Consider the following 25,797-nt stretch of genomic DNA (forward strand, 5'->3'; position numbering starts at 1 on the left):
GAGCTGCGAGCAACGATGGATCGGTGGCGGACATCTTGCGCGTGGACCTGGGGACCGTCGGCTACCGCGAGGCGGTCGAGGCGATGCGCGGCTGGGTCGCCGAGCGGCAGGCCGGGACGGCGCCCGACCGGCTGTTCCTGCTCGAGCACCCGCCGGTCGTCACCTACGGCCGGCACACCGCGGCCGAGGACCTGCCGCAGGACGGCTCCCTGGAGGTGGTCGAGGTCGACCGCGGCGGGCACGCCACCTACCACGGGCCCGGGCAGCTCGTCGGCTACCTCGTGGTCAACCTGCGCGAGGGCGGGCCCGGCGACGTCGTGCGCTGGCTCGAGCTCGGCCTCATCGACGCCCTCGCCGACCTGGGTCTGGCCGCGGTACGCCGGGACACTCCCCAGGGCGCCGACAGCCTCGTCGGCGTGTGGACGCCGGAGCACCACAAGGTCGTGTCGATCGGGATGCGCATCCGCGGCGGCGTCACCAGCCACGGCTTCGCGATCAACGTCGACTCCGACCTCGGCGTCTACGAACGGTTCACCGCCTGCCGGCTGCCCGGCGTCACCATGACGTCCCTGGCCCGGATGGCGGCGGCCGGCGGCCGCCCGGCGCCGTCGATGGCCGCCGTGCGCGACGCGGTCGCCGCCCGTCTCGGCGCCGCCTGACGCCTGGAAGTTTCCCCTTCGGCGCCGCCCTGGCCTGGGCGGCGTGAATCGCCTGTTGACAGCCGTCGAAGCGCTTCCGTAACCTGCTGTCGAAGCGCTTCGACAAGGTTCTGAACAAACCGGTTCGAAACGCCGCACTACATCGGAGGCTCCCCACACCCCACCCAGGAGCAGACGTGTTCATGCGCATCCGCAACGCCGCGCTCGCCGCGGCGGCCATACTCGCCCTGACCGGAACCCTCGCCGCGTGCGGCGACGGCGGCGAGGCCACCGGCGACGGCAAGACCCTCAAGCTCTGGCACTACGAGGGCGCCAACAGCGCCATGGGCATCGCCTGGAACGAGGCGATCAAGCAGTTCGAGTCGTCCCACCCCGGCGTCAAGGTCGTGTTCGAGGAGAAGAACTTCGAGCAGATCCGCCAGAGCGCCAACATGATTCTCAACTCCAACGACGCACCCGACGTCATGGAGTACAACAAGGGCAACGCCAGTGCCGGCCTGCTGTCCAAGCAGGGCCTGCTCACCGACCTGACCGCCGAGGCCGACAAGCGCGGCTGGAGCAAGGCGCTCACCCCGGGCCTGGCCACCACCGCCCGCTACGACCAGCGCGGCGTCATGGGCAGCGGCAAGTGGTACGGCGTGCCCAACTACGCCGAGTACGTCATGGCGTACTACAACAAGGACCTGTTCGCGAAGTACAACGTGCAGGTCCCGACCAGCCTCGCCGAGCTCGAGACGGCGATGGACACCTTCAAGCGCAACGGGGTCACCCCGCTGTCCGTCGGCGGTGCCGAGTACCCGGCACAGCAGATCCTCTACCTGCTCGCCCTGAGCAAGGCCGACCGGGCGTGGGTCGAGGACTTCCAGCTGTACAAGAACAAGGTCGACTTCCACGGCCCGCAGCTGACCTACGCGGCGAACACGTTCGCCGACTGGGTGTCGAAGGGCTACATCGACAAGAACTCGGCCGGCATCAAGGCCGAGGACATGGGCGTGGCCTGGGAGCAGCAGAAGTTCCCGATCATGATCTCCGGCAGCTGGTGGTACGGCCGGATGGTCAAGGAGGCCACGTTCCAGTGGGGCACGTTCCTGTTCCCGGGCAACAAGCTGCACCCGGGCTCCAGCGGCAACCTGTGGGTCGTGCCGGCCAAGGCGAAGAACAAGCAGCTGGCCTATGACTTCATCGACATCACGATGAAGCCCGAGATCCAGAACCTGCTCGGCAACTCCGGCGGCATCCCCGTCGCCGCGGACACCTCGAAGATCACCGACGCCAAGAGCAAGGAGCTCATCGGCAACTTCGACGCCATCACCAAGGACGACGGGATCGCGTTCTACCCCGACTGGCCGGCCCCCGGCTACTACGACGTCCTCGTCGCCGGCGTGCAGAAGCTCATCAACGGCTCGGCCAAGCCCGACGCCGTCCTCGACGAGATCGCCAAGCCGTACAACGACAACCGGGCGAACGTCGGCGGATGATGAACCGCAAGGGGTACTGGCCGTTCCTGGTGCCGGGCCTGGCGCTGGTGTCGCTCGTCGTGGCGGTCCCGCTGCTCATGACGATCGGCACCAGCTTCACCGAGTGGTCCGGCGTGGGCTCGCCGCGCTGGACCGGCCTGGCCAACTACGACCGGCTCGTGCACGACGAGAACTTCTGGAAGTCCTTCAGCAACATCGTGCTCATGATCGTCGCCATGGCGGTCGTGCCGACGCTGCTGGGGCTCTTCCTCGCCGCCGTGCTGTTCGACTACGTGGCGCCGCGCCTGGGCAACCGCACCGCCCGGGCGCTGCGCTCCGGCCTCTACCTGCCGCAGGTGCTGCCGCTGGCGGTCACCGGCATCGTCTGGGGCTGGATCCTGCACCCGAGCTACGGCGCCCTGAACACGATCCTCGACAAGATCGGCCTCGGCGGGCTGGCCCGCAACTGGCTCGGCGACGACCGCTACGCCCTCTACACCGTCATGGCCGTCATGCTGTGGGTGCAGATCGGCTACCCGGTCGTGATGTTCATGGCCGGGCTGCAGCGGGTCGACCCGGAGCTGTACGAGGCCGCATCGCTCGACGGCGCCGGCTGGTGGCAGCGCTTCACCCGCATCGCCGTGCACCAGATCCGCCCCGAGATCGCGGTCGTGCTCATCACCACGACGATCGCCGCGCTCAAGGTGTTCGCGCAGATCTTCGTGCTGACCCGCGGCGGGCCCGGCAACGCCACCCTCGTGCCGTCCTACTTCGCCTACCAGAACTACTTCGAGCGGGCCAACGTCGGTTACGCCTCGGCGATGTCGACCGTGCTCACGGTCCTCATCGTGGCGCTGACCTACGTCTTCATCCGGGTGCAGCCGCGATGAGGCGCTGGTTCGTGCTCGGGGCGCTGCTCGTCGTGGTGCTGCTGGTCCTCGCACCGTTCGTGCTGATCGTGCTCAACGCGGTGAAGACGCCGCAGGAGTACGCCACCGCCGGCCCCCTCACCGTCCCGCACCACCTGTCGTTCCAGGGGATCGCGGACTTCTGGCAGCGGGTGTCGTTCGGGCAGAAGCTCGCCAACAGCGCCCTGATCTCCGGCTGCGTGGCCGTGCTCGGCGTGGCCTTCTCGCTGTTCAACGCCTACGCGCTGGGCATCGGGCGGGTCCGCGGCCGCAACTGGTTCCTCGGCGCGTTCCTGCTGGCCAATCTGGTACCGCAGGAGGCGCTCATCTACCCGCTGTACTACATCGCCAAGCAGCTCGACCTCTACGACAGCCGGCTCGCGGTCATCATCATCTTCACCGCGATCCAGAGCGCGTTCGGCACCTTCCTGCTCGCCGGCGTCCTGGCGGAGTTCCCGCCGGAACTGCTCGACGCCGCGGCCATCGACGGCGCCGGCCGGCTGCGCACCCTGATCCGGGTCGTGGCACCGGTCAGCCGCCCGACGCTGGGCGTGCTGTTCACGTTCTTCTTCGTCTGGACGTGGAACGAGCTGTTCATCCCGCTCATCTTCCTCATCTCCAACGACAACCAGACCGTGCCCGTCGCGCTGGGCGTCCTGCAGGGCGAACGCATGATGGACGCCACCACGACCAGCGCGTCGGCGCTGCTGGGCATCGCGCCCGCGGTCCTGTTCTTCCTCGTCTTCCAGCGCACTCTGACCCGCGGCGTCACCGCGGGAGCGATCAAGTAAGCACCACACGATGGAGCCCGCATGAAGTTCACCGACGGGTACTGGCAGCTGCGCTCCGGCGTGGAGCCGCTCTACCCCGTGCACGTCCGCGACGTCGAGGTCGGCGCCGACCGGCTCACCGTGTACGCGCCGAGCAAGCGGGTCGCCGCACGCGGCGACACCCTCAACACCCCGCTGCTCACCGTGCAGTGCACGGCGCCGGCACCGGACGTGGTCGCGGTGCGCATCGCCCGGCACACCGGCGGCGTGGACCGCGGCCCGCACTTCCGCATCGAGGCCGACCCGGCCGCCGCGCCGAAGGTGACCCGCGACGACGAGCACGTCACGTTCACCTCCGGCGAGCTCAGCGCCCGGTTCAGCCTCGGCGACTGGCGGGTGGACTTCATCGCGGGCGGCCGCGTGCTCACCGGCAGCCCCCGCAAGGCGATGGCCGCCCTGCAGACCCCCGACGGGCACTTCCTGCGCGAGCAGCTCGAACTCGGCGTCGGCGAGAGCGTCTACGGCCTCGGCGAGCGCTTCGGGCCGCTGGTGAAGAACGGCCAGGTCGTCGACGTGTGGAACGCCGACGGCGGCACCAGCAGCGAGCAGGCGTACAAGAACGTGCCGTTCTACGTCACCAGCGGCGGCTATGGCGTCTTCGTCAACGACACCGGCCCGGTCTCCTTCGAGGTCGGTTCCGAGACCGTGTCCCGGGTGCAGTTCAGCGTCCCGGGGCAGATCCTCGAGTACCTCGTCGTCTACGGACCCACCCCGCGCGACGTGCTGCGCAAGTACACGGCCCTGACCGGCCGGCCGGCGCTGCCGCCCGCCTGGTCATTCGGCCTGTGGCTGTCCACGTCGTTCACCACGGACTACGACGAGGCGACGGTCACGTCCATCGTGGACGGCATGGCCGAGCGCGGCCTGCCGCTGTCGGTGTTCCACTTCGACACGTTCTGGATGCGCGAGTTCCACTGGTGCGACTTCGAGTGGGACCCGGCCACGTTCCCCGACCCGGCCGGCATGCTGGCCAGGCTCAAGGCCCGCGGGCTGCGCATCTGCGTCTGGATCAACCCGTACATCGCCCAGCGCTCCAAGCTCTTCGCCGAAGGCGCGGCGGCCGGCTACCTGGTCCGCCACGCCAACGGCGACGTCTGGCAGTGGGACCGCTGGCAGGCCGGGATGGGCCTCGTCGACTTCACCGATCCCGACGCCCGCGCCTGGTTCCAGGGCAAGCTGCGGGCCCTGCTCGACCTCGGCGTCGACGCGTTCAAGTCCGACTTCGGCGAGCGCATCCCCACCGACGTGGTGTGGGCGAACGGCGCCGACCCGCTGCGGATGCACAACTACTACACCCACCTGTACAACGAGGCCGTCTTCGAGGTGCTGCGCGAGCACCGCGGCGAGGGCGAGGCGGTGCTGTTCGCCCGCTCCGCGACCGCCGGCGGCCAGCAGTTCCCGGTCCACTGGGGCGGCGACTGCGAGTCCACGTTCCCGTCGATGGCCGAGAGCCTGCGCGGCGGGCTGTCCCTGGCCATGTCCGGGTTCGGCTTCTGGAGCCACGACATCGGCGGCTTCGAGGGCACCCCCGACCCGGCCGTGTTCACCCGGTGGATCCCGTTCGGGCTGCTGTCCTCGCACAGCCGGCTGCACGGCAACGAGTCCTACCGGGTGCCGTGGCTGTTCGGCGACGACGCCGTCGCCGTCCTGCACGAGTTCACCCGGCTCAAGGCGCGGCTCATGCCGTACCTCTACGCCGCCGCGGTCACCGCGCACCGCGAGGGCGTGCCGGTGATGCGCCCCATGGCCCTGGAGTTCCCCGACGACCCCGCCTGCGCACACCTCGACCGGCAGTACATGCTCGGCGAGCACATCCTCGTCGCCCCGGTGTTCAGCGCCGACGGCGACACCACCTTCTACCTGCCGGCGGGCCGCTGGACCGACCTGCGCGGCGGGGACGTGCTGACCGGTCCGGGCTGGATCCGGCGCCGGTACGGCATCGGCGACCTGCCGGTGTTCGTGCGGCCCGGCTCGGTCATCGCACTGGGGGCGCGCGACGACCGCCCCGACTACGACTACGCCGACGGCGTCACCCTGCGGGTCTACGAGCCCGCCGACGGCGCAACGGTCACGGTCGAGATCCCGGACCTCCAGGGCCGGCCCGCCGCCACGTTCACCGTGCGCCGGACCGGGACCGTCGTCGAGGTGCGCCGCGGCGGGAGCGCGGCGCCCTGGCGGGTGCAGCTGGCCGGCGTCGCCACGGTGGCGGCCGTCGCAGCCGGCCGGCTCGCTCCCGCAAGCAGCGCCGAACCCGCGGGCGTCCTCATCGAGGCGGACCCCGGTACCGAGCAGGTGATCGTGCACCTCCCCTGAATCAGGAGGCACCGCATGTACACAAGCACCATCGTCGCCACCCTGGTCCTCGCATTAGCGCCACCGGCCGCGGTCGCCGACCGCCCCGCCGAGGACTTCCGCAACCCGCGGCTGCCGATGCGGGTCAGGGTCGACGACCTCGTCGGCCGGCTCACCCTCGACGAGAAGATCTCGCTGCTGCACCAGTACCAGCCGGCGATACCGCGCCTCGGCATCGGACTGTTCAAGTCCGGCACTGAGGCACTGCACGGCATCGCCTGGTCCAACGACTACCAGCACAACGGCGACGTCGTCACCGCCACGGCGACGCAGTACCCGCAGGCGATCGGCCTGGCCAGCACCTGGGACCCGGCGCTGCTGACCCGCATCGGCTCCGCCGTCGGCGACGAGGCCCGATCCCAGCACGCCGCCAACCCCGACGTGTTCGGCCTCAACCTGTGGGCGCCCGTCGTCAACCCGCTGCGCGACCCGCGCTGGGGCCGCAACGAGGAGGGCTACAGCGAGGACCCGTGGCTGACGGGCCAGGTCGCCACCGCCTACGCCGGCGGCATCGCCGGCGACGACCCCACCTACCTCAAGGCCGCGCCGACCCTCAAGCACTACCTCGCCTACAACAACGAGGTCCGCCGCGACACCAACTCGGCGTCCGTGCCGCCGCGGGTGCTGCACGAGTACGACGAGCCCGCGTTCCGCATCCCGCTGCAGGCCGGCGCCGCCACCGGCGTCATGCCGTCCTACAACCTCGTCAACGGCCGCCCGAACACCGTGAGCCCCGAACTCGACGCGATCCGCGCCTGGAGCAGCCAGCCGCTGTTCAACCCCAGCGACGCCTTCGCGCCCGGCAACCTCACCGGCTCCGAGGCCTACTACGCCACCCAGGCCGAGGCCGACGCCGCCGCCATCAAGGCCGGCCTCAACAGCTTCACCCAGGACAACACCGACCCGGCCGCGACCGCCGCCGCGATCCACTCGGCGCTGGACCAGGGGCTGCTCACCGTCGCCGACATCGACGACGCCGTGAAGCAGAACCTGTCGCTGCGCTTCCGCCTGGGCGAGTTCGACCCGGGCGGCGGCCCCTACGGCAACGTCAGGGCCGACCTCGCCGCCGACCAGCGCCTGGCCCGCCAGGCCGTGGCCGAGTCGACGGTACTGCTGAAGAACACCGGCGTGCTGCCCCTGCGCCCCGGCGGCACCGTCGCCGTCGTCGGCCCCCTCGCCGACACCGTCTACAGCGACTGGTACGGCGGCAACATGCCCTACAAGGTGACCCCGCGCCAGGGCATCGCCGAGCGCTCGGCCGTCGCCTTCAGCGAGGGCGTCGACCGCATCGCCCTGAAGCAGGCCGGCACCGGCCGCTACGTCACCGGCGGCGGCGCCCTGCTGTCCGCCACCGCCGCCACCGCCGACCCGGCCGCCCAGTTCGACGTCTTCGACTGGGGCTCCGGCATCGTCACCCTGCGCAACGTCGCCAACGGCAAGACCGTCGGCTACAACTGGTCCGGCTTCGCCGCCGACCAGCCCCAGCCCAACGGCTGGTTCGTGCAGCAGCAGTTCTCCCTCGAGGCCCGCCCCGACGGCAACGTGGTGCTGCGCTACGCCGGCTACGAGTCCGCCTACGACTGGGCGCCGTCCTACCACACCCCGTACGTCGTCGTGCAGCCAGACGGCACCCTCAACCTCGGCGCCGCCACCGCGGACACCGCCACCGAGTTCGCCCGCGAGACCCTCACCAGCGGCGTGGACAGCGCCGTCGCCGCCGCCAAGGGCGCCGACGCCGCCGTCGTCGTGGTCGGCAGCATGCCGTTCATCAACGGCCGCGAGGACCACGACCGCACCAGCCTCGACCTCGCCGCCGGCCAGGAGGCGATCGTGCGCGCGGTCAGGGCCGCCAACCCCAACACCGTCGTCGTCGTGGAGAACTCCTACCCGACGGCGCTGAACTGGGAGCAGGCCAACGCCCCGGCGCTGCTGTGGACCAGCCACGGCGGCCAGGAGACCGGCCACGGCCTCGCCGACGTGCTCTACGGCGACCGCAACCCATCCGGCCGGCTGACGCAGACGTGGTACCGCACCGCCGACGGCCTGCCGTCCATCACCGACTACGACGTCATCGGCTCGAAGCGCACCTTCCAGTACTACACCGGCGACCCGCTCTACCCGCTCGGGTACGGCCTGTCGTACACCACCTTCCACTATGGACGGCCGCAGGTGTCGGCGTCCACAATGGACGCCCGCGGCACCGTGCGGGTCTCCCTCGACGTCACCAACACCGGCGCCCGCGCCGGCGACGAGGTCGTGCAGCTCTACACCCACCAGCGCGCCTCCCGCGTCCCGCAGCCGGTCGAGCAGCTGCGCGGCTTCCAGCGCGTGCACCTGGACCCCGGCCGGACGAAGCGGGTCACCTTCACGCTCGCCGCGTCGGACCTGCGCTTTTGGGACGTCACCCGCGGCCGCTGGGTCGTCGAGGACGCCACGCACGACATCATGATCGGCTCGTCGTCGGCCGACATCCGGGCCACCGCCCAGGTGCAGGTCCGCGGCGAGACGATCCCGCCCCGCGACCTGCGCTCGGTGCGGGCCGAGAACTTCGACGCCTACCAGGGCACGATCCTGACCGACGAGTCGAAGGCGTCCGGCACCGCGGTCGCCGCGACCGCCGCCGGACAGTGGCTGCGCTTCGCCGACGCCGACCTGCGGGGCAACCCGGCGGCGTTCACCGCCCGTGTCGCCGGCCCCGGCGGCCCGACGACGCTGCAGGTGCGCCTCGACGACCCCGTCAACGGCCGCCTGCTCGCCACGGTGAACGTCTCCGCCACCGCCGACGTATACAGCTATGCCGACGTTACGGCGGCTTTGCCCCGCACCGGTGGGCGGCACGACGTGTACCTGGTCTTCGGCGGCCCGGCCCGCCTGTCGACCTTCGCGTTGCGCTGATGATCCGGACCGGCGCCGTTTGTGGGGCGGCGCCGGTCCTCTGTGCTTTCGATCAGCCGGTCAGCCGCTGACATGGGCGGTGTTGTCGAGCCAGTGCTGGGCGAGGTCGGTGTCGCCGTCGACGCTGATGTTGGTGGCTTCGCCGTCGGTGAGAGGGAGTCGTCGGGTCAAGGCCAGCAGCAGCGATCGCGCCGGGCCGGTCACCGTCACATCGGCCTGCCGGGTTCCGGCCTGCCACGTCGCCCCGTCAGGCCGCCGTTCGACGAACCAAGCGCGCGCGTCGTCCGCGGCGTCGATGGCCAGCCACTGCAGGGTCTGCCCGGTGCCCCGGATGGCGTGGGCGGACTCGGACCGCTGCATCTGCCACGAGGGGGAGGTGAGCATCGCGAGGTGGTTGCTGATGAGCGCAGCCGCGATGTCGGCGTTGATGTCGGCCGGTCGGTCCGCCGCGTTGGCTGCATCGAAGCCGTGGACGACCGTCTCGTTGAGGACGCTGGCCATCCAGAATCGCGTCCCTGGCCGCTCGTCCCCCGCGGGGTTGAACACCGGCGCGTCGAGCGCGTCATCGGAGCACGCGCTCGCGACCCGCTGCGCGGAATCCGACAGCCACGCCTGCCACTCGCGGGGGTCGGTGGGGAGTACGGCCATCTCCGTGGGCAGCTGTGCGGGATCGGTGATGCGCCGCTCGATGATCTCCGCGACCCAGTGCTGGGTCTGGCCCACATGCTCGACCAGGTCGGTGATGGTCCACGCCGGGGCTGTCGGCACGGCGGCGTCAGGTCCGGCCGCGGCGGCTGATTCCGCCAGACGTCGGGTGTGTTCGACGATCGCTCGCCGGGCGCGTTCCGCGTTCAGCTCGGTCATTGGATTGACCTCTCTGTAGGTTCGTTGTGCGTCCGATGTGCGGAGTGCGTCAAGCGCGGGCGGCCAGCCGCCGGTCGAGTTCGGCGAGCAGGACGGATGGCCCGGGCGTCAGCATGCCGACGTCGACCACGAAGGCGGGGGCGCCCGACCGGCGGTGCAGCCGTGGCGCCCACGCCCAGATCGGTGCCACGGCGTCAGCGTCAAGGCCGGACGGCGTGACGAGCAGTTCGGTGAACGGGCCGCGATAGCGCAGCCGCACCGCCCGGACCGCCGACCATGGCAGCAACACCGGCTGCCGACGGGTTGCCGCAAGTTCCACGCCGGCCGCCGAGACTCGTACCCAGGCCGGGCGCCGCCTCCAGCTCAGCATGACAACGCTCGCAACTACCGTTGGAAACACCACGACACCCACCGCGGCCGACACGACGTCGAACATGATCGGCGCACGGCCTGACACGGCAACCCTCAGCACCATGAGGGCGACCTGCAGCAGGATCCAGACGGACGCGAAGATCCACAGCAGTGTTCCGAACACCCGCCACCGACGGCTGCGGAAGGTCAGTGCGTCTCCGGCAGGCGCAGGGATGGCATCGACGCTCGACACGTCGGCAATATATACACGGCCGCGCTCAGCGTGCGGTCCCGCCTAGGTCAGCAGCCGCGACCGGGCCAGTTCCTCGGCCTCGAAGGCGGGGGTGGTGCCGTTCGCGGACGCCGCCGTCAGCAGCCCGCGCAGCGTGTCGCCGATGCCCTCGACGCGGGCCAGGGCGGCCTCGTGGGTGGCGCCGTGCAGCTCGACCTGCGTTGCGTACACCACCCCGCCCGCGCTCACCACGTGGTCCGGTGCCCACAGGATGCCGCGGGCGTGCAGCAGGTCCGCGGTCGCCGGCGCGTCGAGCTGGTTGTTGGCCGGGCCGGCGACGGCGCGGCAGCGCAGCCGCGGCACGCTCGCCGGGGTCAGCAGCCCGCCGAGCGCCGCCGGGACGAGCACGTCGACGTCGGCGCCGAGGATCTCGTCCGGTGCGACCCACTCCGCTCCCGGCACCAGCGCCCGCTTGGCCTCGTCGACGTCGGTGACCACCACCCGCTTGCCGGCGGCGAGGAGGCGGGCGGCGATGTCGGCGCCGACGTTGCCGAGGCCGACGACGGCGTGGCTGGCGCCGCCCAGCACCCGCAGGGCCGCCATCACGCCGGCGGCGGTGGCGGGGGAGGAGTCGCCGCTGCCGCCCGCCGCGACCGGGCGGCAGAAGACGTGCCGGGTGCGCTCGCCGATCGCCGCCATGTCCGCCGGGCCGGTCCCGACGTCCGGGCCCGTCGCGTAGCCACCGGCCAGGGATTCGATGGCGTCGCCGACGTCGTGCAGTACCGCCAAACGAAAATCCGCGTCGAGGACGGTCCCCGGCGGCAGCGCCACCACCGTCTTGCCGCCCCCGTGCGCCAGCCCGGCGACTGCGCACTTCGCCGTCATCGCCGCCGACAGCCGCAGCGCGTCGTCCAGACCGGCGCGCCAGCCGTCATACGCCCGGATCCGGCAGCCGCCCAGCGCCGGCCCGAGCCGCGTCGAATGGACGGCGACGATGACGGGCAGCCCCGAGCGGGCGCCCCGGTGGATCACCACCTGTTCGTGTTCCATGCCCAAAACCTAGAGGCGGCAGCGGTACCACATAAGCCTCACCGAACATCGTTCGGCAAAACGCCTACAATGGTGGCCGTGGACGAACTTGATGCGGCGATCGTGGAGCGGCTGCAGCGCGACGCCCGCCAGACCAACCGGGAGCTCGCCGCCGCCGTCGGGATCGCGCCGTCGACCTGCCTGGAGCGCGTGCGCGCCCTGCGGGAGCGCGGCGTCATCACCGGCTACCACGCCGAGGTCAGCCTTCCCGCCCTCAACCGGCACGTCCAGGCGCTGCTGCACGTGCAGATCCGGCCGCTGAGCCGGACCGTCATCGAGGCGTTCAAGGCCTACCTGGGCACCCTGCCCGAGGTCCTGTCGTTCTTCGTCGTCGCCGGCGGCGACGACTTCCTCGTCCACGTCGCCGTGCCCGGCGTCGACTCGCTGCACGCGTTCCTCATGGACAAGTTCAGCAAGCGCCGCGAGATCGTCGGCTTCCGCAGCTCGGTCATCTACCAGCACTCCCGCACACCGGTCGTGGCGCCACTGGACCTGTAGCGGAGCCGGCCCCGGGCCCGCCGAACGGTAAGGTTGACCATCGTGACGACGGCGCCGATCCGGTTGGAGGTCGACGGCCGCGAGCCGCGCCTCGAGGACCTCTACCACCCCCTGCTGACCGGCTACGGCCACTTCACCGCGATGCAGCTGCGCGCCGGCCGCGTCCGCGGCCTGTCGTTGCACCTGTCCCGCCTGGCCGCGGCGACCCGCGAGCTGTGGTCGGTCGACCTGGACACCGACCAGGTCCGCGCCTACGCGGCGCACGCGGTCCGTGACATCGCCGACGCCGCGGTCCGCATCATGATCTACCACCCCGCCGAGCTGCGCGTCCTGGTCCTCGTCCGCCCACCGGCGTCCCCGCCTGCGGCGCCACTGGCACTGCGCTCGGCCCGGTACGAGCGCCCGGCCGCACACATCAAGCACCTGGGCGGCTTCGGTCAGGGCTACCACGCCGCACAGGCGGTCGCCGCGGGCTTCGACGACGCACTGCTGGTCGACCACACCGGCGCGGTGGAGGAGGCCGCGATCCACAACGTCGGCTTCTACGACGGCACGACCGTCACCTGGCCCACGGCGCCGCACCTGGCCGGCATCGCCATGCAGCTGCTCGCCCCACGCCTGCCCGAGGCCGGCATCCCGTCACGGACCGCCCGGGTCGAGCTGTCGGACCTCCCGTCGTTCCGGGCCGCGTTCGTGACGAACTCGATCGGCATCACGGCGGTCCGCCGCATCGACGACGTCGAGTACCCGATCGATCCCGCGCTGATGTCCGCCCTGACGCAGGCGGAATCCACGATCCCGTGGGACGCCCTCTAGCCGGGTTTCGTAAGGGCGGCCGGTTGCGGGCATGGCGGTGTTCGATAACTGAAGAGGTCTCCGGTAGGTGGTTTAGCGACCAAGCAAAACCGAATACCAGACCGGAGACCTCGTGCCGAGCGTATCGGCAGCGAGGCGCCATGACCTGACCCGACGCGCAGTGGGCGGTGCAGGTGCAGGTGCAGAACGTGGTCCAGGCGTTGACGGCCGAGTAGCCGGTGACGGCCGGCACGGTCGACGCGGCGCGGACCGAGGTGCTGCGCCGGGCCGAGGAGGCGACGGCGGAGTTCCAGACCGCGTGGCGGGCGCTGCTAGATGGGATGGGTCGGCCCCGACACTGCTTCCCCGTTGGCCGATGTCAATGGATGGGTTCAGGGAGCCGGGTCTTCGGTGCGACGTTCAAGGGCGAAGGTCCGCCTGTGGATAACGCGTGCGCCGACCCGTTTCGGCGCGCGAGGTCCTGTGCCTCACCCCCACAAATTGCTCGTCGGCGGCTCGGGCCATATTGCTTCGCTGACGTCATTACGCCGAGTATTCGGCATTGACGCATTGCGCTAGGCGTCGACGCACACTAAACTCTCCGTGTGCGGCGCACGGGGCGCCGTAGTCAATTCACGGGGAATTGATTCCGCATTCCGTCGCGGGAAAACGACTGCCAAACGCATGCGGCCGGGCCCGCTGGCCTTTGCCGTGTGCTCGGCGCATGCCTGACGAGTCCGCGCGACAATATCGCTCTGTTGGGAGCATTGATGCGACGTGCCATCGTCTCTATCGCCGTTGCCCTGGCTCTGGTCATGGCCGCCCCGGCGGCCGGGGCCTGGGCCGCGCCGGCCAAGGCAACGGATGTGTCGCCGTACAACATCTTGCACAACGAGCGCAGCGGCAAGTGCCTAGACCAGGACTTCACCAATGGGGTTCCGCATTCGGGCACGCTCGCGTGGGTGTGCAACGGGCAGCCCAACCAGACCTGGGAGTTTATCAAGTTTGGAATCCAGGAGGTGTACACAATCCGCAACGTGGGCAGTAACGGGTGCTTGGACCAAGACTACACCAACGGGGTTCCGCACTCGGGCGTGCTCGTGTGGGTGTGCAACGGGGACGCCAACCAACTGTGGGAGTTGAACAAGCAATCCGACGGTTCCTACAAGCTGCAGAACCACGCCAGCGGGCAGTGCCTCGACCAGGACTACACCAACGGGGTCGAGCATTCGGGCGTTCTCGCATGGCCGTGCGCCGCGAGCTCGACCAACCAGCGCTGGGTGTTCTCCTGATCAGACGCCGCGACCTGCGCGCCCGGAGTGCGCAGGTCGCGGCACTGTTCCTGCCTCGTGCTGCTGCGCCTGGCTTATCTGACTGTCATGAACCGGCTGACCATCATCATGGACCTGCGCCGCGGCAAGAACCCGCTCCCACGTGCCGTCCGCGGTCAACCGATCATGACACGTCTTCCACGGCCCATACCGCTCCGGCGGATCCCTCCACGGCGCACCCGTGTGCAACTTCCACAGAATCCCGTTGATCACCTGCCGTTGATCACGCCACCGCCCGGACCTGGACCCAGGCTGGGGTAACAACGGCGCGATCACCGTCCAGTCCGCGTCAGTCAGCTCGCTACGAGGAACCACCGACACATCGTCGGTAGAAGTCAGCGCCACCCGGCCTGGGTCAGGCGGCTGGCGCGGGAAGGCGCCCGGCCACGGCGTGGACGGCGGCGGCGGTCGGGTCGTCGCTCTTTCGAAACACGACGTAGTGCTGTGACCACAAGCATTGACCAGGTTGGGCAGGTCGCCGAAGGTGCCCGGCCCGGCTGCGGCCAGTTCCCGGCACAACGCTTGATATGACGCCAGCGGCGCATCCCGGCGCTGCCGCCGCCACGCATTGACCTCCAGCACGCACGCCCACACATCACCAGCCGAGCGCAGCAACCCGAAACACCGCCGCCGCCGCGCACGGGTCAGCCGCAACCCGACTTGGGCCGTGCGATACACCACAGGCGACCCTTCCGGATCGCAGCGACGAGGCATACCCGCGGTTTAGCACACAGGTACGAAATAGTCTGGCCGACACCAACCCGGCCAACGCTTGCGGTCACCGCACTAGCCGCTTGCCGAGTTGCGCTTCGCAACCGGGCGGTCGAGTGATCTTGGGATGTCATGGGTGAGCCCGCCGGGAACGGGCAGCTTGTGGGCTGGGACCGCTCGGCCGAGCAGGAGGGTGGGCCGACATGACCAGGTACAAGGTGGGCTACTTCGTCGGCAGCCTCGCCACCGCCTCGATCAACCGCACGCTGTCCAAGGCGCTGATTCGCCTGGCCCCGCCGGATCTGGAGTTCGTGGAGATCCCGATCAAGGATCTGCCGCTGTACAGCTACGACTACGACGCCGACTACCCGGCCGCAGGCAGGGCGCTCAAGGACGCCATCGCCGCCGTGGACGCGGTGCTGTTCGTGACCCCGGAGTACAACCGCTCCCTCCCGGGCGGCCTGAAGAACGCCATCGACTGGGCGAGCCGCCCGTGGGGGGACAACTCGTTCGCGCACAAGCCGTCCGCCGCGATCGGCGCGTCCCCGGGCACGATCCGGACGGCCCTCGCCCAGCAGAGCCTGCGCGGCGTGCTCAGCTACTGCAACTCCCCGCAGATGAGCGCCCCGGAGGGGTACATCCAGTTCAAGCCCGGCCTGATCACCGACGCCGGTGAGGTCACCGACGCCGGCACGGAACGGTTCCTGCGCAAGTTCATGGAGGAGTTCCGGGCGTTCATCATCCGCGAGCTCGCGGTCCTACCGCGGCCGGAAACGACGAGAGCGGAGCCGTCCTCGTCCGGTGCGCTCGAGGCGGATGCGCTGGTTGTCGGTGCCGGTCCGGTCGGGCTGATGGCCGCACACGAGCTGCTGCGCCGCGGGATCTCGGTGCGGGTGGTCGACGCTGCGCCCGGCCCGGCGACCACGAGCCGGGCCGCCGTCATCCATCCGCGCACCATGGAGGTGCTGGACCAGGCCGGGCTCTACGAGGAGTTCAACGCTCGCGCGGTGCAGGGCAGGGGAACCGCCTTCGACGCCGACGGCCGGCAACTGGCCTCCATGGACGCCCACTTCGTCGGGTACCCCACCCGGTTCGACAAGATGCTGCTGCTCGATCAGGTCATCACCGAGGGGTTGCTGCGCACGGCGGTCGAACGGCTCGGCGGCCAGGTGCAGTGGGGCGTACGGCTCGTCGCCGTCGCGCAGGACTCCGGGGGTGTGCGCGCGACGCTGGAGCGCGACGGCGCTACCGAGGAGGTGTCGGTGCCGTGGCTGGTCGGCTGCGACGGCGGGCACAGCACGGTGCGCGACCAGCTCGGGTTGGTGCTCAAGGGCGAGTCCACGGAAACGTGGCTGGTCGCCGACGCCGAGATCACCTTCGATCGGCCGGTCGAGCGCGACCGGATCCGGTGGATTCGGGCCGATGGCACGTCCATGATGCTGTTTCCGCTGGTCGGTGACCGGCGCTGGCGGTTGCTGGACACCGTGGACGTCGACTACGTCGGCGACGATGCCGCCGTCGCCGAGCGTTTCACGCGCAAGCTCAGCCGCGGTCTGGGGAACCCGGCGCACGTCGCGCACCCGACGTGGGTATCGGTGTTCACCATCCAGCAGCGCGCGGCGCCCACCATGCAGTCCGGGCGCTGCTTCCTGGCCGGCGACGCCGCCCACGTGCACAGCCCGGCCAGCGGGCAGGGCCTGAACACCGGAGTGCAGGACGCCTTCAACCTGGCCTGGAAACTCGCCGCGGTGATTAACGACCGGGCACCCGCCCGGCTGCTGGACACCTACAGCGCCGAGCGGGTGCCGATCGCGAAGGCCCTGCTGAGGTCGACCCGGATGGCAACCCAGCTCGTCGAGCTGCGCAACGCCGTCATCGACGAGTACCTGCCCGCCATGTTCGAGATCGTCAACGCCTGGCCCCCGATCTTCGAGGCACTCAACCAGGCTCTGTTCGGTTCGATGTCCGGCCTCGGTATCGCCTACCCGACCAGCCTGCTGACGGTCCCGGACACCGACACCCTGCGGCCCGGACCCGCTGCGGGGCAGCGCCTGGTGCAGATCCGTCACCCCGAGGCCGACACCGCCGGCTGGAGGAAACTTTTCGAGGCGTTGCGCGATCCGGCCTGGCTGCTCGTCACCTCGACCGCACGCACGGCGGCCGACGGCGCGGCACCACCCGAGCTGCCGCGCCTGGCGCGCGGCTGCCCGGTCGACCGGCCCGCCGCCGACACCCTCGGGCTGGACCACGACGGTTGGGTGCTGGTGCGACCCGACGGGTACGTGGCTGCCCGCGGGCACGGGCAGCACGAGCTCGACCACGCCTACAGCAGTCTGCCGCTGTGAGCGCGTGAGGCGGATGACCGGGAGTTCGCGGTCGTGGTCGAAGATGCCGAGGCCGTCTCGGCGCTCAGCCCGACGTCCCCGGCGTGCGCCGGCCGTACCTGCGCACGGCACGTCGGGCGAGCGACATGCGGTGGACCTCCGAGGGGCCGTCGTAGATCCGGAACGGCCTGATCTCGCGGGCGATACGGGCGATCGGCAGGTCGGCGGAGACGCCGGCGCCGCCGCACATCTGCACCGCGCGGTCCGCGACACGATGCACGGCCTCGGCCCCGAAGACCTTGGCCAGCGACGTCTCCTCGCGCCCCGAACCGCCGGCGTCGAGGACCCGGCAGGCGGTGAGCAGCAGCGAGCGAGTGGCGGCGAGGTCGAGCTCGTTGTCGGCGATCATGAGCTCGACCATGCCGTGCCGGGCCAATGGGCCGCCGAAGGCGGAGCGTTCGCTGACGTACGCGACCGCCGATTCGTGGGCGCGCTGCGCCGCACCGAGCCAGCGCATCACATGCGTCAGGCGCGCCGGGCCGAGCCGGACCTGGGCGTAGTGGAACCCTTCGTCCACCGCGCCGAGCACGTCCTGCGGGTCGACCCGGACGTCCGTCAGCTCGAGCTCGCAGTGCCCGCCGAGCATCGACTTGTCCATCGTGGTCACATGCCCCGTGATGCGGATCCCGTCGCGTCCCGCCGGCACGAGGAACATCGTGGCGCCGCCGGGGGAGTCCGGCTCCCCGCTGGTCCTGGCCATGACGATGAAGAAGCCGGCCCCGTCAGCACCGGTGATGAACTTCTTGCGGCCGTTGATCACCCACCCGTCGCCGTCGCGCCGGGCGAGCGTCCGTAGCGCGTTCGGGTCCGATCCGGCGCCGGGCGGTGGCTCGGTCATCGCGAACGCCGAGCGTTGTTCGCCGCGGGCCAGGGGTGCGAGGTAGCGCTCGCGTTGTGCCCCGGCCGCGACACGGTCGAGCAGGTGGAGGTTGCCTTCGTCGGGAGCGTTGATGTTCAGGGCCATCGGGCCGAACAGCGACCGCCCGGCCGCCTCGAAGACCGGCGCACGCTGCTCCATCCCCAGACCGAGGCCGCCGAACTCCCGCGGCGCGTGCGGTGCGAAGACGCCTTCGGCGCGCGCCCGTTGCTGCAGCTGGAGGCGGAGCTGCTCGCCGCCGGCGGCCGCGACGTCGCCGTCGGACTCGTCCTCGACCGGGATCACGTGGGCGTCGATGAAGGCTCGGGTGCGCGCGACGAGGTCGTCGGCTCGGCTGGTCATGGGCACCTCACTGTCGGTGGTCGTGGACCTCGAAGCGATCTTCGTTACAAGAAAGTTTCGCGAAGGTGTTGCTCGTCACGTGTCCGAAGTCCAGACTCTGTGGCTACCGAGCGAGCGCTCGGACTGTAACAAGATGCTACGGACGGAAGGGCGCGTCAATGGCGACGGAGACACACCAGGCGATCGCGGCCGAGGTCACGGCAGAAGCCACGTTCGCCGCGTGGCTGGACCGGTTCACGGCAGCACTCCAGGCCGCCGACGTTGCGGGAACCACCGCGCTGCTCGCCGGCGACTGCTGGTGGCGCGACCTGCTGGCGCTCACCTGGGACCTGGGCACCTACCGCGGCCGGGACAAGGTCGCGACGATGCTCGGCGACCACCTCGCGCCGGATTCGTTCGCGAACATCCGGATGACCACCGAGTTCGGTCCGCGGTACCAGGGCGACGGCGAGATCGTCGAAGGCTTCATCACCTTCGAGACCCCGCTCGGCTTCGGACGGGGGGCCGTCCGGCTCCTCCGGGAGGACGGCGAGTGGGTCGCCTGGACCGTGCTGACCGAGCTCGACGACCTGCGCGACCACGAGCGGGCGATCGGCCCGCACCGGTCCAGGGGGCCGCGGCACAACCCCGCCGACAGCGGCGGGCGCAACTGGCTCCAGAAGCGGCAGGAGCACGTGCGCTACGCCGGCTCCGACCCGGACGTGGTCGTCATCGGGGCCGGTCAGGGCGGCCTGACCGTCGCCGCGAACCTGGGGCTCATGGGCGTCGACACGCTGATCCTCGAGAAGAGCGAACGGGTCGGCGACGGGTGGCGCAAGCGCTACCACTCGCTGGTCCTGCACGACCCGGTGTGGGCCGACAACCTTCCCTACATGCCCTATCCCGACTCATGGCCGGTCTACTGCCCCAAGGACAAGATCGCCGACTGGTTCGAGTCGTACGCCTCGGCGATGGAGCTCAACGTCTGGACGTCGGCCGAGATGACCTCGAGCGCCTACGACGAGGCGACCGGGCGGTGGACGCTGCGCGTGCGTACGCCGGAGGGGGAGCGGGAGCTGCACCCGCGCGACGTCATCCTCGCGACGGGCGCCGCCGGCGAGCCGAACGTTCCCGCCGTCGCGGGGCGCGACCGGTTCGCGGGCACGAGCTACCACTCGAGCCGGCACGGTTCGGCCCAGAGCTGGGCCGGGAAGAAGGCCGTCGTCGTCGGCGCCTGCAACAGCGGCCACGACATCGCGCAGGACCTCTACGAGGCCGGCGCGGACGTCACGCTGGTGCAGCGCTCGTCGACCCACATCATCAGCCAGGAGCACGGCATCCCGGCGATCTTCGGCAGCAACTTCGTCGAGGGCGGCCCTCCGACCAAGTACGCCGACCTGCTGGCCAGCGGCACACCGTGGCCGCTCGTCCTCGAGATGGCCAAGGAAGGCGTCAAGGAGACCGCGAAGAAGGACGCGGAGCTGCTCGCCGCGCTCGACGCGGTCGGCTTCAAGCGCAACGACGGGCCCGACGGCACCGGGCTGATGGGCTACGCGCTGGCGTACGGCGGCGGCTACTACATCAACGTGGGCTGCTCGCAGCTCATCGCCGACGGCAAGATCAAGCTCGCGCAGGGCTCCGGGCTCGCGGAGTTCACGCCCGAGGGCATCCGCCTCGAGGACGGCCGGACCCTGCAGGCCGATCTCGTCGTGCTCGCCACCGGCTACAAGAACATGCGCGAGACGGCCCGCCGGCTCTTCGGCGACGAGGTCGCCGACCGGCTTCCGCTCGTCCTCGGCATCGGCGAGGACGGCGAGATCGGCGGGCTCTACCGGCGCACGGGCCATCCGGCGTTCTGGTACATGGGCGGACCGCTCGCCTGGGTCCGCATCTACTCCAAGCACCTCGCTCTGCAGATCACCGCGAAGCACGCGGGACTGCAGACGCCCTGACGGGCACGACGCCGGCGGAGGGTGGCCCGACATCGTTCGGGCCGCCCCGATGCCGCACGCACCCACCGGCTCCGCCCGACCCACACCCCGCAACCCCAAGGAGTACCCATGAAGCGCACCCATGGCGCGATCCTCCGGGCGGTCATCGCCGGAGGGGCATGCGCCAGCATCCTTCTTGCCGCAGCCTGTGGCTCGAACGACCCCGGCTCCGGCAACAGCGGTTCGCAGTCCAAGCTCGTCTACTTCATGGCACCCAACACCACGCCGACCCGCTACATCCAGCAGGACGGTCCGGCGTTCGAGAAGGCGATCAGGGCGCTAAATCCCAGCATCGACGTCAAGTTCGTCAACGCGGGAGGCGACTCCAGCCAGCAGCTCGCACAGGCCAATGCGGCGATCGCCGCCGGCGCCAAGGCGCTGGTCGTCGTCGCGGCCGACCCGAACACCAGTGCCGGGCTGCTCCAGGCCGCCGCGCAGGCGAAGGTCCCGGTCATCGGGTACGAGAACCCGCCGATCAAGGGCACGCTGTACAGCCAGGTGGTCTTCGACCCGGAGAAGGTCGGCGCGCAGCAGGCCAAGTACTTCGCCGAGCAGGTTGCCAGCGGCAAGCTCGGCGCCAGGCCGGTCAAGGTCGCCCGCCAGTACGGCAACAAGGGCGACGTGTACACGACCCAGATGCTCGCCGGGCAGAACAACGTCCTCGACCCGCTCATCAAGAGCGGCGACATCACGGTGGTCTGCGAGGACTACATCAAGGACTGGGCGCCGGACAACGCCACCAAGGCCACCGAGCAGTGCCTCACCAAGACGCAGAACAGCGTCGGCGCGTTCCTGGGGTTCTACGACGGCATCACAGCGGGCATCATCGCCGCTCTCAAGGGCAAGAACCTCAAGATTCCCGTGTACGGCGGCCAGAACCCCGAGCTGACCGGCCTGCAGTACATGCTCACCGGCGACCAGCAGGACAACGTGCTCAAGGCGTTCAAGGTCGAGGCGGAGGCGGCGGCGAAGATCACGATCGCGGCGATCGGTGGCCAGCAGCCCCCGGCCGACCTCGTCAAGGACACCATCGACAACGGTGCGATGAAGGTGCCCACGGCCAAGCTCGACGCGACGCTCATTCACCTCGAAGAGGGCAAGGACCCCGGTGACGCGGTGCAGCAGGCCGTCGACCTCGGCATGTTCACGTGGCAGCAGATCTGCACGGGCCCGGCCGCGCAGACCGAGACCTGCAAGACCAAGAACAAGTAGCCCAATCCCATCGGCAGGGCGCGGCCGGCAGCCGCCGGCCGCCCCGCGGAGGAAACCATGACCGTGGACAGCGAACCACAGCTGCCTATCCTGCTCGAGCTTACGAAGGTCTCGAAGTACTTCGGTGGGGTACGGGCCCTGCACGAGGTCGACATGTCGGTGTACGGGGGCGAGGTCGTCGCCCTCGTCGGCGACAACGGCGCCGGAAAGTCCACGTTGGTCAAGATCGTGTCCGGAGTGGAGTCCCCGGACACGGGCGAGATCCGGGTGCGCGGCGAGACCGCGCGCCTGGAGTCGCCGCGGGCCGCGGCGGAGGCCGGGATCCGTACGGTGTTCCAGGACCTGTCGTTGTGCGACAACCTCGACGCCGTGCAGAACCTCTTCCTGGGGCAGGAGCACTGCGGCCCGGTGTGGTCCGGGCGGCGGGTCCGTCGCCACCTCATGGAGGAGCAGGCCCAGCGTGTGCTCGCGTCGCTCTCGGTCAAGCTCCGCTCGCTCACGACCCCGGTCGTCGCGCTCTCGGGCGGCCAGCGTCAGGGCATCGCGATCTGCCGCGCGCTCATCAGCGACCCCGCCGTGGTGATCCTCGACGAGCCGACCGCGGCCCTCGGCGTCTCACAACGCGGTGAGGTGCTCGACCTGATCCACCGCCTTCGCGAGCAGGGGCGGGGCGTGGTCGTGATCTCACACGACATGAAGGACGTGCGGCAGGTCGCCGACCGGGTCGTGGTCCTGCGGCTCGGCTCCAAGGTCGCCGAGTTCCGCCGCGGCGCCTACACACCGTCCGACCTGGTCAGCGCGATGACCGGCGCGGACGAGTCGACGAACGATTGAGGACGGAAGACCTGTGAGCATCTCGACATCCCCCGCGGCCGGCGCGCCGGCGGCCCGCCGTACCTCGGTCGGCCGGGCGATCGAGTCGGCGGCCCGCGCGCACCGGAGCATCCCGGTGCTCGTCGTCCTGGCGATCATCTGGACCGTCTTCTACAGCCAGAACTCGGCGTACCTCAGCTTCCAGAACCTCACCAACCTCACCCTGCAGATCGTGACGACCGCGATTCTCGCCCTCGGCGTGGTCTTCGTCCTGCTCGTCGGCGAGATCGACCTGTCCTCCGCCGTGCTGTCCGGGGTCTGCGCCGCGGTGGCCGCCGGGCTGACCGTCAACAGCGGCCTGCCGCTGCCGGTCGGCATCGCGGCCGGGGTGGTCGCCGGCATGGCCGTCACGTTCGTCGAGGCCCAGGTGATCATGTTCGGCATACCGTCGCTCATCGTGACCCTGGGCGGGATGGTCATCCTTCAGGGACTCATCCTGGTCGTGCTGCCGCCCGAGTTCACGGTCAGCGTCGCCGGCACGCCGTTCGCCGAGATCGCGAGTACGACGATACCGGCGGGTTCGAGCTACGCTCTGGCCGCGGCCGGGACGGTCGCGTTCGTGGCGTACCGGCTGTTCCAGCACCGGGAGCGGCTGTCCACGGGCGCGTCGGCCTCGGTGGCCGCGGTCGTCCTGCCCTGCGTGATCGTCGCCGCCGTCCTCTTCGGCGGAGTCTTCACGCTGACGCAGCAGCGAGGGCTGCCGTTGCCGCTGCTGATCCTCACGGCGATGCTGCTGATCGCGTGGTACGCCACGACACAGACCCGCTACGGCATCCACCTGTACGCGGTGGGTGGCGACCGTGAGGCGGCCCAGCGTGCCGGCATCCCGGTCCGCCGCATGGTGCTCTACTCGTTCCTGGTGCTCGGGGTGTGTGCGGCCGTCGCAGGAATGGTCGACGCGTCCCGCCAGCTGGGCGTATCGGTGACCTCCGGTTCCGGTCCGCTGATGCTGAACGCGATCGCGGCGGCCGTCGTGGGCGGCACCAGCCTCTTCGGCGGGCGCGGTTCGATCTGGTCGGCACTGCTCGGCGCCCTGGTCATCGGGTCGATCAACAACGGCGTCCAGCTGCTGGGTCTGTCGACAGAGGTGCAGTACTTCGCGACAGGGTCCGTCCTCATCGTCGCCGTCGCCATCGACGTGGTCCTCGCCCGCGGGTCCCTCCTGCCCAGGCGGCGCTGACCATGACTGCCATCGAACCGAGCTGGCGGCCGGACCCGGCACGGGTCCGGGAGAGCCGGATCGTGCGGTTCGCGACCTGGCTCGACACGCAGGGCCGCGCGAGCCTCGACGACGTGACCGACTACCGCGCGCTGCACGCCTGGTCGGCTGCCCATCCCGGGGAGTTCTGGGCGGCGGTCGCCGACTTCTTCGACGTCGAATGGTCCACCCGGCCGCGTAGCGCGCTCGCCGAACGCCGGATGCCGGGCGCGGTCTGGTTCCCCGGCGGCACGCTCAACTTCGGACAGCATCTGCTGCGCGCCGGCGACGACGACCAGGAATCCGTGATCCTGGTCGCGGAGAACGGCGAGCGGTCCTCGATCACGTACGCCGCGCTGCGCACGCAGGCCGCCGCCGTGGCCGGCCGCCTGCGCGCCCTCGGCGTCGAACCGGGCGACCGCGTCGCCGCGTACCTGCCGAACTGCATCGAAGGGGTCGTCGCGTTCGTGGCGACCGCGATGGTCGGTGCGGTGTGGGCGCAGACGGGCCTCGACTACGCGGCGCCATCGGCCGCGGACCGGATGGCGCAGTTGTCACCCCGGGTGCTCATCGCCGGCTCGGGCTACCGGTTCGGTGGAAAGGTGCACGACCGCCGCGGTGACGTGCGCGACCTGCGCGACCTGCTTCCCGGGCTGCGGCACACGATCACCGTTGAGACCGCGGGGGTCGCCGGCCACGCCGCCGGTCCCGGCGTCAGCACCTGGGCGGACGCGCTCGCCGCCGAGCCCGATCCGATCGGTGTGGTCGTGGGGTTCGACCATCCGCTCTGGGTCCTGTTCACGTCGGGTACGACCGGCAAACCCAAGGGAATCGTGCACGGGCACGGGGGAGTGCTGCTGGAGCAGCTGGTGTCGCCGGGCCTGCACATGGACCTGAGCGGCCGCGACGTGTTCTTCTGGTTCACCACGCCCAACTGGATGATGTGGAACGCCCAGGTCTGCGGGCTGCTCCACGGCGCGACCATCGTGCTGTACGATGGGCGGCCGACATCGCCCGGGCCCGATGCATTGTGGCGGCTGGTCGCCGATCTCGGCGTCACCGTGTTCGGCACGAGCCCGGGCTATCTCGAAGCCTCCCAGCGGGCGGGCCTCGAGCCGGGCAAGGACCTCGACCTCTCGGCGCTGCGGCTCGTCGGCGTGACCGGATCGGTGCTGCCCGGCACCGCCAACACGTGGTTCCGTGAGCATGTCAGCGCGAACGTTCAGCTCGCATCGATGAGTGGAGGCACGGACATCGTCGGGATCTTCGTCGCCGGCGCACCCACGACCCCGGTGTACGACGGTGAGATCAGCGCCCCCGCACTGGGCGCGGCCGTCCAGGTCTGGAACGCCGAGGGCGAGGAGGTCCCGGCCGGCACACCGGGAGAGATGGTGATCACCGAGCCGATGCCGTCGATGCCGCTGCATTTCTGGGACGACCCCGACGGCCGGCTGCTGCGGGACACGTACTTCGACATGTTCCCCGGCGTGTGGCGCCACGGGGACCTCACCGCGATCACGGAGCGTGGCACCGTCGTGATCTACGGGCGCTCGGACGCGACGATCAACAGACACGGCGTGCGGCTGGGCTCGGCGGAGATCTACGAGGCCCTCAGCGGCATGCCGCAGGTCGAGGACGCTCTCGTCGTGGGCGTCGAGGAACCGGGCGGCGGATACTGGATGCCGCTCTTCGTCGTACCGCACGGCGATCACGACCCGGCCGGCCTCGTCAGCCGGATCCGCCGGCGCATCGCCGAACGGGCCTCGCCCCGGCACGTGCCGGACGAGGTGATCCTGGTGACACAACTGCCGCACACGAAGACCGGCAAGCGGCTTGAGGTCCCGGTCAAACGCATCCTGCAAGGCGCCGACGCGGACCGCGTGGTCAACCGCGGTGCCGTCGACAACCCGGAGGCTCTCGACATGCTCATCAGCTCCGCACGCTCGAGGCGGGCGAGGTGACGACCGAG

The 25,797-nt window shown here is 70.4% G+C and carries 19 protein-coding genes and 1 pseudogene; 15 read left to right on the top strand and 5 right to left on the bottom strand.

The annotated features are described in order from the left end of the window. Window positions 1-23: 23 nt before the first annotated feature. The 6 genes from lipB to ABD901_RS06310 all read left to right on the top strand — a co-directional run bounded on the left by lipB (window position 24) and on the right by ABD901_RS06310 (window position 9,101). On the top strand, window positions 24-659 hold the full coding sequence (gene lipB / locus ABD901_RS06285; RefSeq protein WP_345122204.1) for a lipoyl(octanoyl) transferase LipB: 636 nt from the start codon (window positions 24-26) through the stop codon (window positions 657-659). Between the two features lie 182 nt (window positions 660-841). Further along, on the top strand, window positions 842-2,137 hold the full coding sequence (locus tag ABD901_RS06290; protein WP_345122395.1) for an ABC transporter substrate-binding protein: 1,296 nt from the start codon (window positions 842-844) through the stop codon (window positions 2,135-2,137). Beyond that, window positions 2,134-3,006, top strand: coding sequence for a carbohydrate ABC transporter permease (locus tag ABD901_RS06295; RefSeq protein WP_345122206.1), 873 nt, complete (start codon window positions 2,134-2,136; stop codon window positions 3,004-3,006). The genes ABD901_RS06290 and ABD901_RS06295 overlap by 4 nt, the downstream gene beginning before the upstream one ends. Beyond that, window positions 3,003-3,815: a carbohydrate ABC transporter permease gene (locus tag ABD901_RS06300; RefSeq protein ID WP_345122208.1), complete on the top strand. Its 813-nt coding sequence runs from the start codon at window positions 3,003-3,005 to the stop codon at window positions 3,813-3,815. Before ABD901_RS06295 ends, ABD901_RS06300 begins: the two co-directional genes overlap by 4 nt. Before the next feature lie 21 nt (window positions 3,816-3,836). Next, a complete protein-coding gene (gene yicI, locus ABD901_RS06305) occupies window positions 3,837-6,167 on the top strand; it encodes an alpha-xylosidase (protein WP_345122210.1) in 2,331 nt (776 codons plus the stop codon). Between the two features lie 15 nt (window positions 6,168-6,182). Then, window positions 6,183-9,101, top strand: coding sequence for a glycoside hydrolase family 3 protein (locus ABD901_RS06310; protein ID WP_345122213.1), 2,919 nt, complete (start codon window positions 6,183-6,185; stop codon window positions 9,099-9,101). Between the two features lie 60 nt (window positions 9,102-9,161). On the opposite strand, the gene ABD901_RS06315 is transcribed toward ABD901_RS06310, so the two are convergent. From ABD901_RS06315 to ABD901_RS06325, 3 genes are read right to left on the bottom strand one after another with little or no spacing between them, the layout of a single operon-like run. Continuing rightward, window positions 9,162-9,965: a maleylpyruvate isomerase family mycothiol-dependent enzyme gene (locus ABD901_RS06315; RefSeq protein ID WP_345122214.1), complete on the bottom strand. Its 804-nt coding sequence runs from the start codon at window positions 9,963-9,965 to the stop codon at window positions 9,162-9,164. A 49-nt stretch (window positions 9,966-10,014) separates the two neighbouring features. Next, entirely contained in the window at window positions 10,015-10,569 is a 555-nt protein-coding gene (locus tag ABD901_RS06320) for a hypothetical protein (protein WP_345122216.1), read from the bottom strand. 42 nt (window positions 10,570-10,611) lie between these two features. Further along, complete coding sequence (locus ABD901_RS06325; RefSeq protein WP_345122218.1) at window positions 10,612-11,598, bottom strand: Glu/Leu/Phe/Val dehydrogenase dimerization domain-containing protein; 987 nt, start codon at window positions 11,596-11,598, stop codon at window positions 10,612-10,614. A 69-nt stretch (window positions 11,599-11,667) separates the two neighbouring features. Between ABD901_RS06325 and ABD901_RS06330 the strand changes: the two genes are divergently transcribed. From ABD901_RS06330 to ABD901_RS06340, 3 genes are all read left to right on the top strand, one after another. After that, the gene (locus tag ABD901_RS06330; protein WP_345122220.1) at window positions 11,668-12,135 is read left to right on the top strand and encodes an Lrp/AsnC family transcriptional regulator; all 468 of its coding nucleotides are present in this window, start codon (window positions 11,668-11,670) and stop codon (window positions 12,133-12,135) included. Window positions 12,136-12,177: 42 nt separating this feature from the next. After that, window positions 12,178-12,951, top strand: coding sequence for an aminotransferase class IV (locus ABD901_RS06335; RefSeq protein ID WP_345122222.1), 774 nt, complete (start codon window positions 12,178-12,180; stop codon window positions 12,949-12,951). A gap of 749 nt (window positions 12,952-13,700) precedes the next feature. Beyond that, window positions 13,701-14,222 carry an RICIN domain-containing protein gene (locus ABD901_RS06340; protein ID WP_345122224.1) on the top strand — a complete coding sequence of 174 codons (522 nt, stop codon included), beginning with the start codon at window positions 13,701-13,703 and terminating at the stop codon, window positions 14,220-14,222. A 48-nt stretch (window positions 14,223-14,270) separates the two neighbouring features. Here the strand turns inward: ABD901_RS06340 and ABD901_RS06345 are convergent. Beyond that, window positions 14,271-14,576, bottom strand: a pseudogene (locus ABD901_RS06345) (transposase); the annotation flags it as partial. Between the two features lie 599 nt (window positions 14,577-15,175). Here ABD901_RS06345 and ABD901_RS06350 point away from each other — a divergent pair. Beyond that, window positions 15,176-17,317, top strand: coding sequence for an FAD-dependent oxidoreductase (locus tag ABD901_RS06350; RefSeq protein ID WP_345122225.1), 2,142 nt, complete (start codon window positions 15,176-15,178; stop codon window positions 17,315-17,317). Between the two features lie 64 nt (window positions 17,318-17,381). Here the strand turns inward: ABD901_RS06350 and ABD901_RS06355 are convergent, their stop codons facing one another. Continuing rightward, the gene (locus ABD901_RS06355) at window positions 17,382-18,575 is read right to left on the bottom strand and encodes an acyl-CoA dehydrogenase family protein (RefSeq protein WP_345122226.1); all 1,194 of its coding nucleotides are present in this window, start codon (window positions 18,573-18,575) and stop codon (window positions 17,382-17,384) included. A 158-nt stretch (window positions 18,576-18,733) separates the two neighbouring features. On the opposite strand from ABD901_RS06355, the gene ABD901_RS06360 reads away from it, so the two are divergent. From ABD901_RS06360 to ABD901_RS06380, 5 genes are all read left to right on the top strand, one after another. Next, window positions 18,734-20,506, top strand: coding sequence for an NAD(P)-binding domain-containing protein (locus tag ABD901_RS06360; protein WP_345122227.1), 1,773 nt, complete (start codon window positions 18,734-18,736; stop codon window positions 20,504-20,506). 108 nt (window positions 20,507-20,614) lie between these two features. Then, window positions 20,615-21,757: a substrate-binding domain-containing protein gene (locus ABD901_RS06365; RefSeq protein WP_345122228.1), complete on the top strand. Its 1,143-nt coding sequence runs from the start codon at window positions 20,615-20,617 to the stop codon at window positions 21,755-21,757. A gap of 57 nt (window positions 21,758-21,814) precedes the next feature. Next, complete coding sequence (locus tag ABD901_RS06370; RefSeq protein ID WP_345122230.1) at window positions 21,815-22,591, top strand: ATP-binding cassette domain-containing protein; 777 nt, start codon at window positions 21,815-21,817, stop codon at window positions 22,589-22,591. A 13-nt stretch (window positions 22,592-22,604) separates the two neighbouring features. Beyond that, window positions 22,605-23,810 (top strand): sugar ABC transporter permease, encoded by a 1,206-nt coding sequence (locus tag ABD901_RS06375; RefSeq protein ID WP_345122232.1) that lies wholly within the window; start codon window positions 22,605-22,607, stop codon window positions 23,808-23,810. A gap of 2 nt (window positions 23,811-23,812) precedes the next feature. Continuing rightward, entirely contained in the window at window positions 23,813-25,789 is a 1,977-nt protein-coding gene (locus tag ABD901_RS06380; protein ID WP_345122234.1) for an acetoacetate--CoA ligase, read from the top strand. The last annotated feature ends 8 nt before the right edge of the window (window positions 25,790-25,797 follow it).

This window comes from Dactylosporangium darangshiense, from assembly GCF_039537565.1.
In the GTDB taxonomy this organism is placed as follows: domain Bacteria; phylum Actinomycetota; class Actinomycetes; order Mycobacteriales; family Micromonosporaceae; genus Dactylosporangium; species Dactylosporangium darangshiense.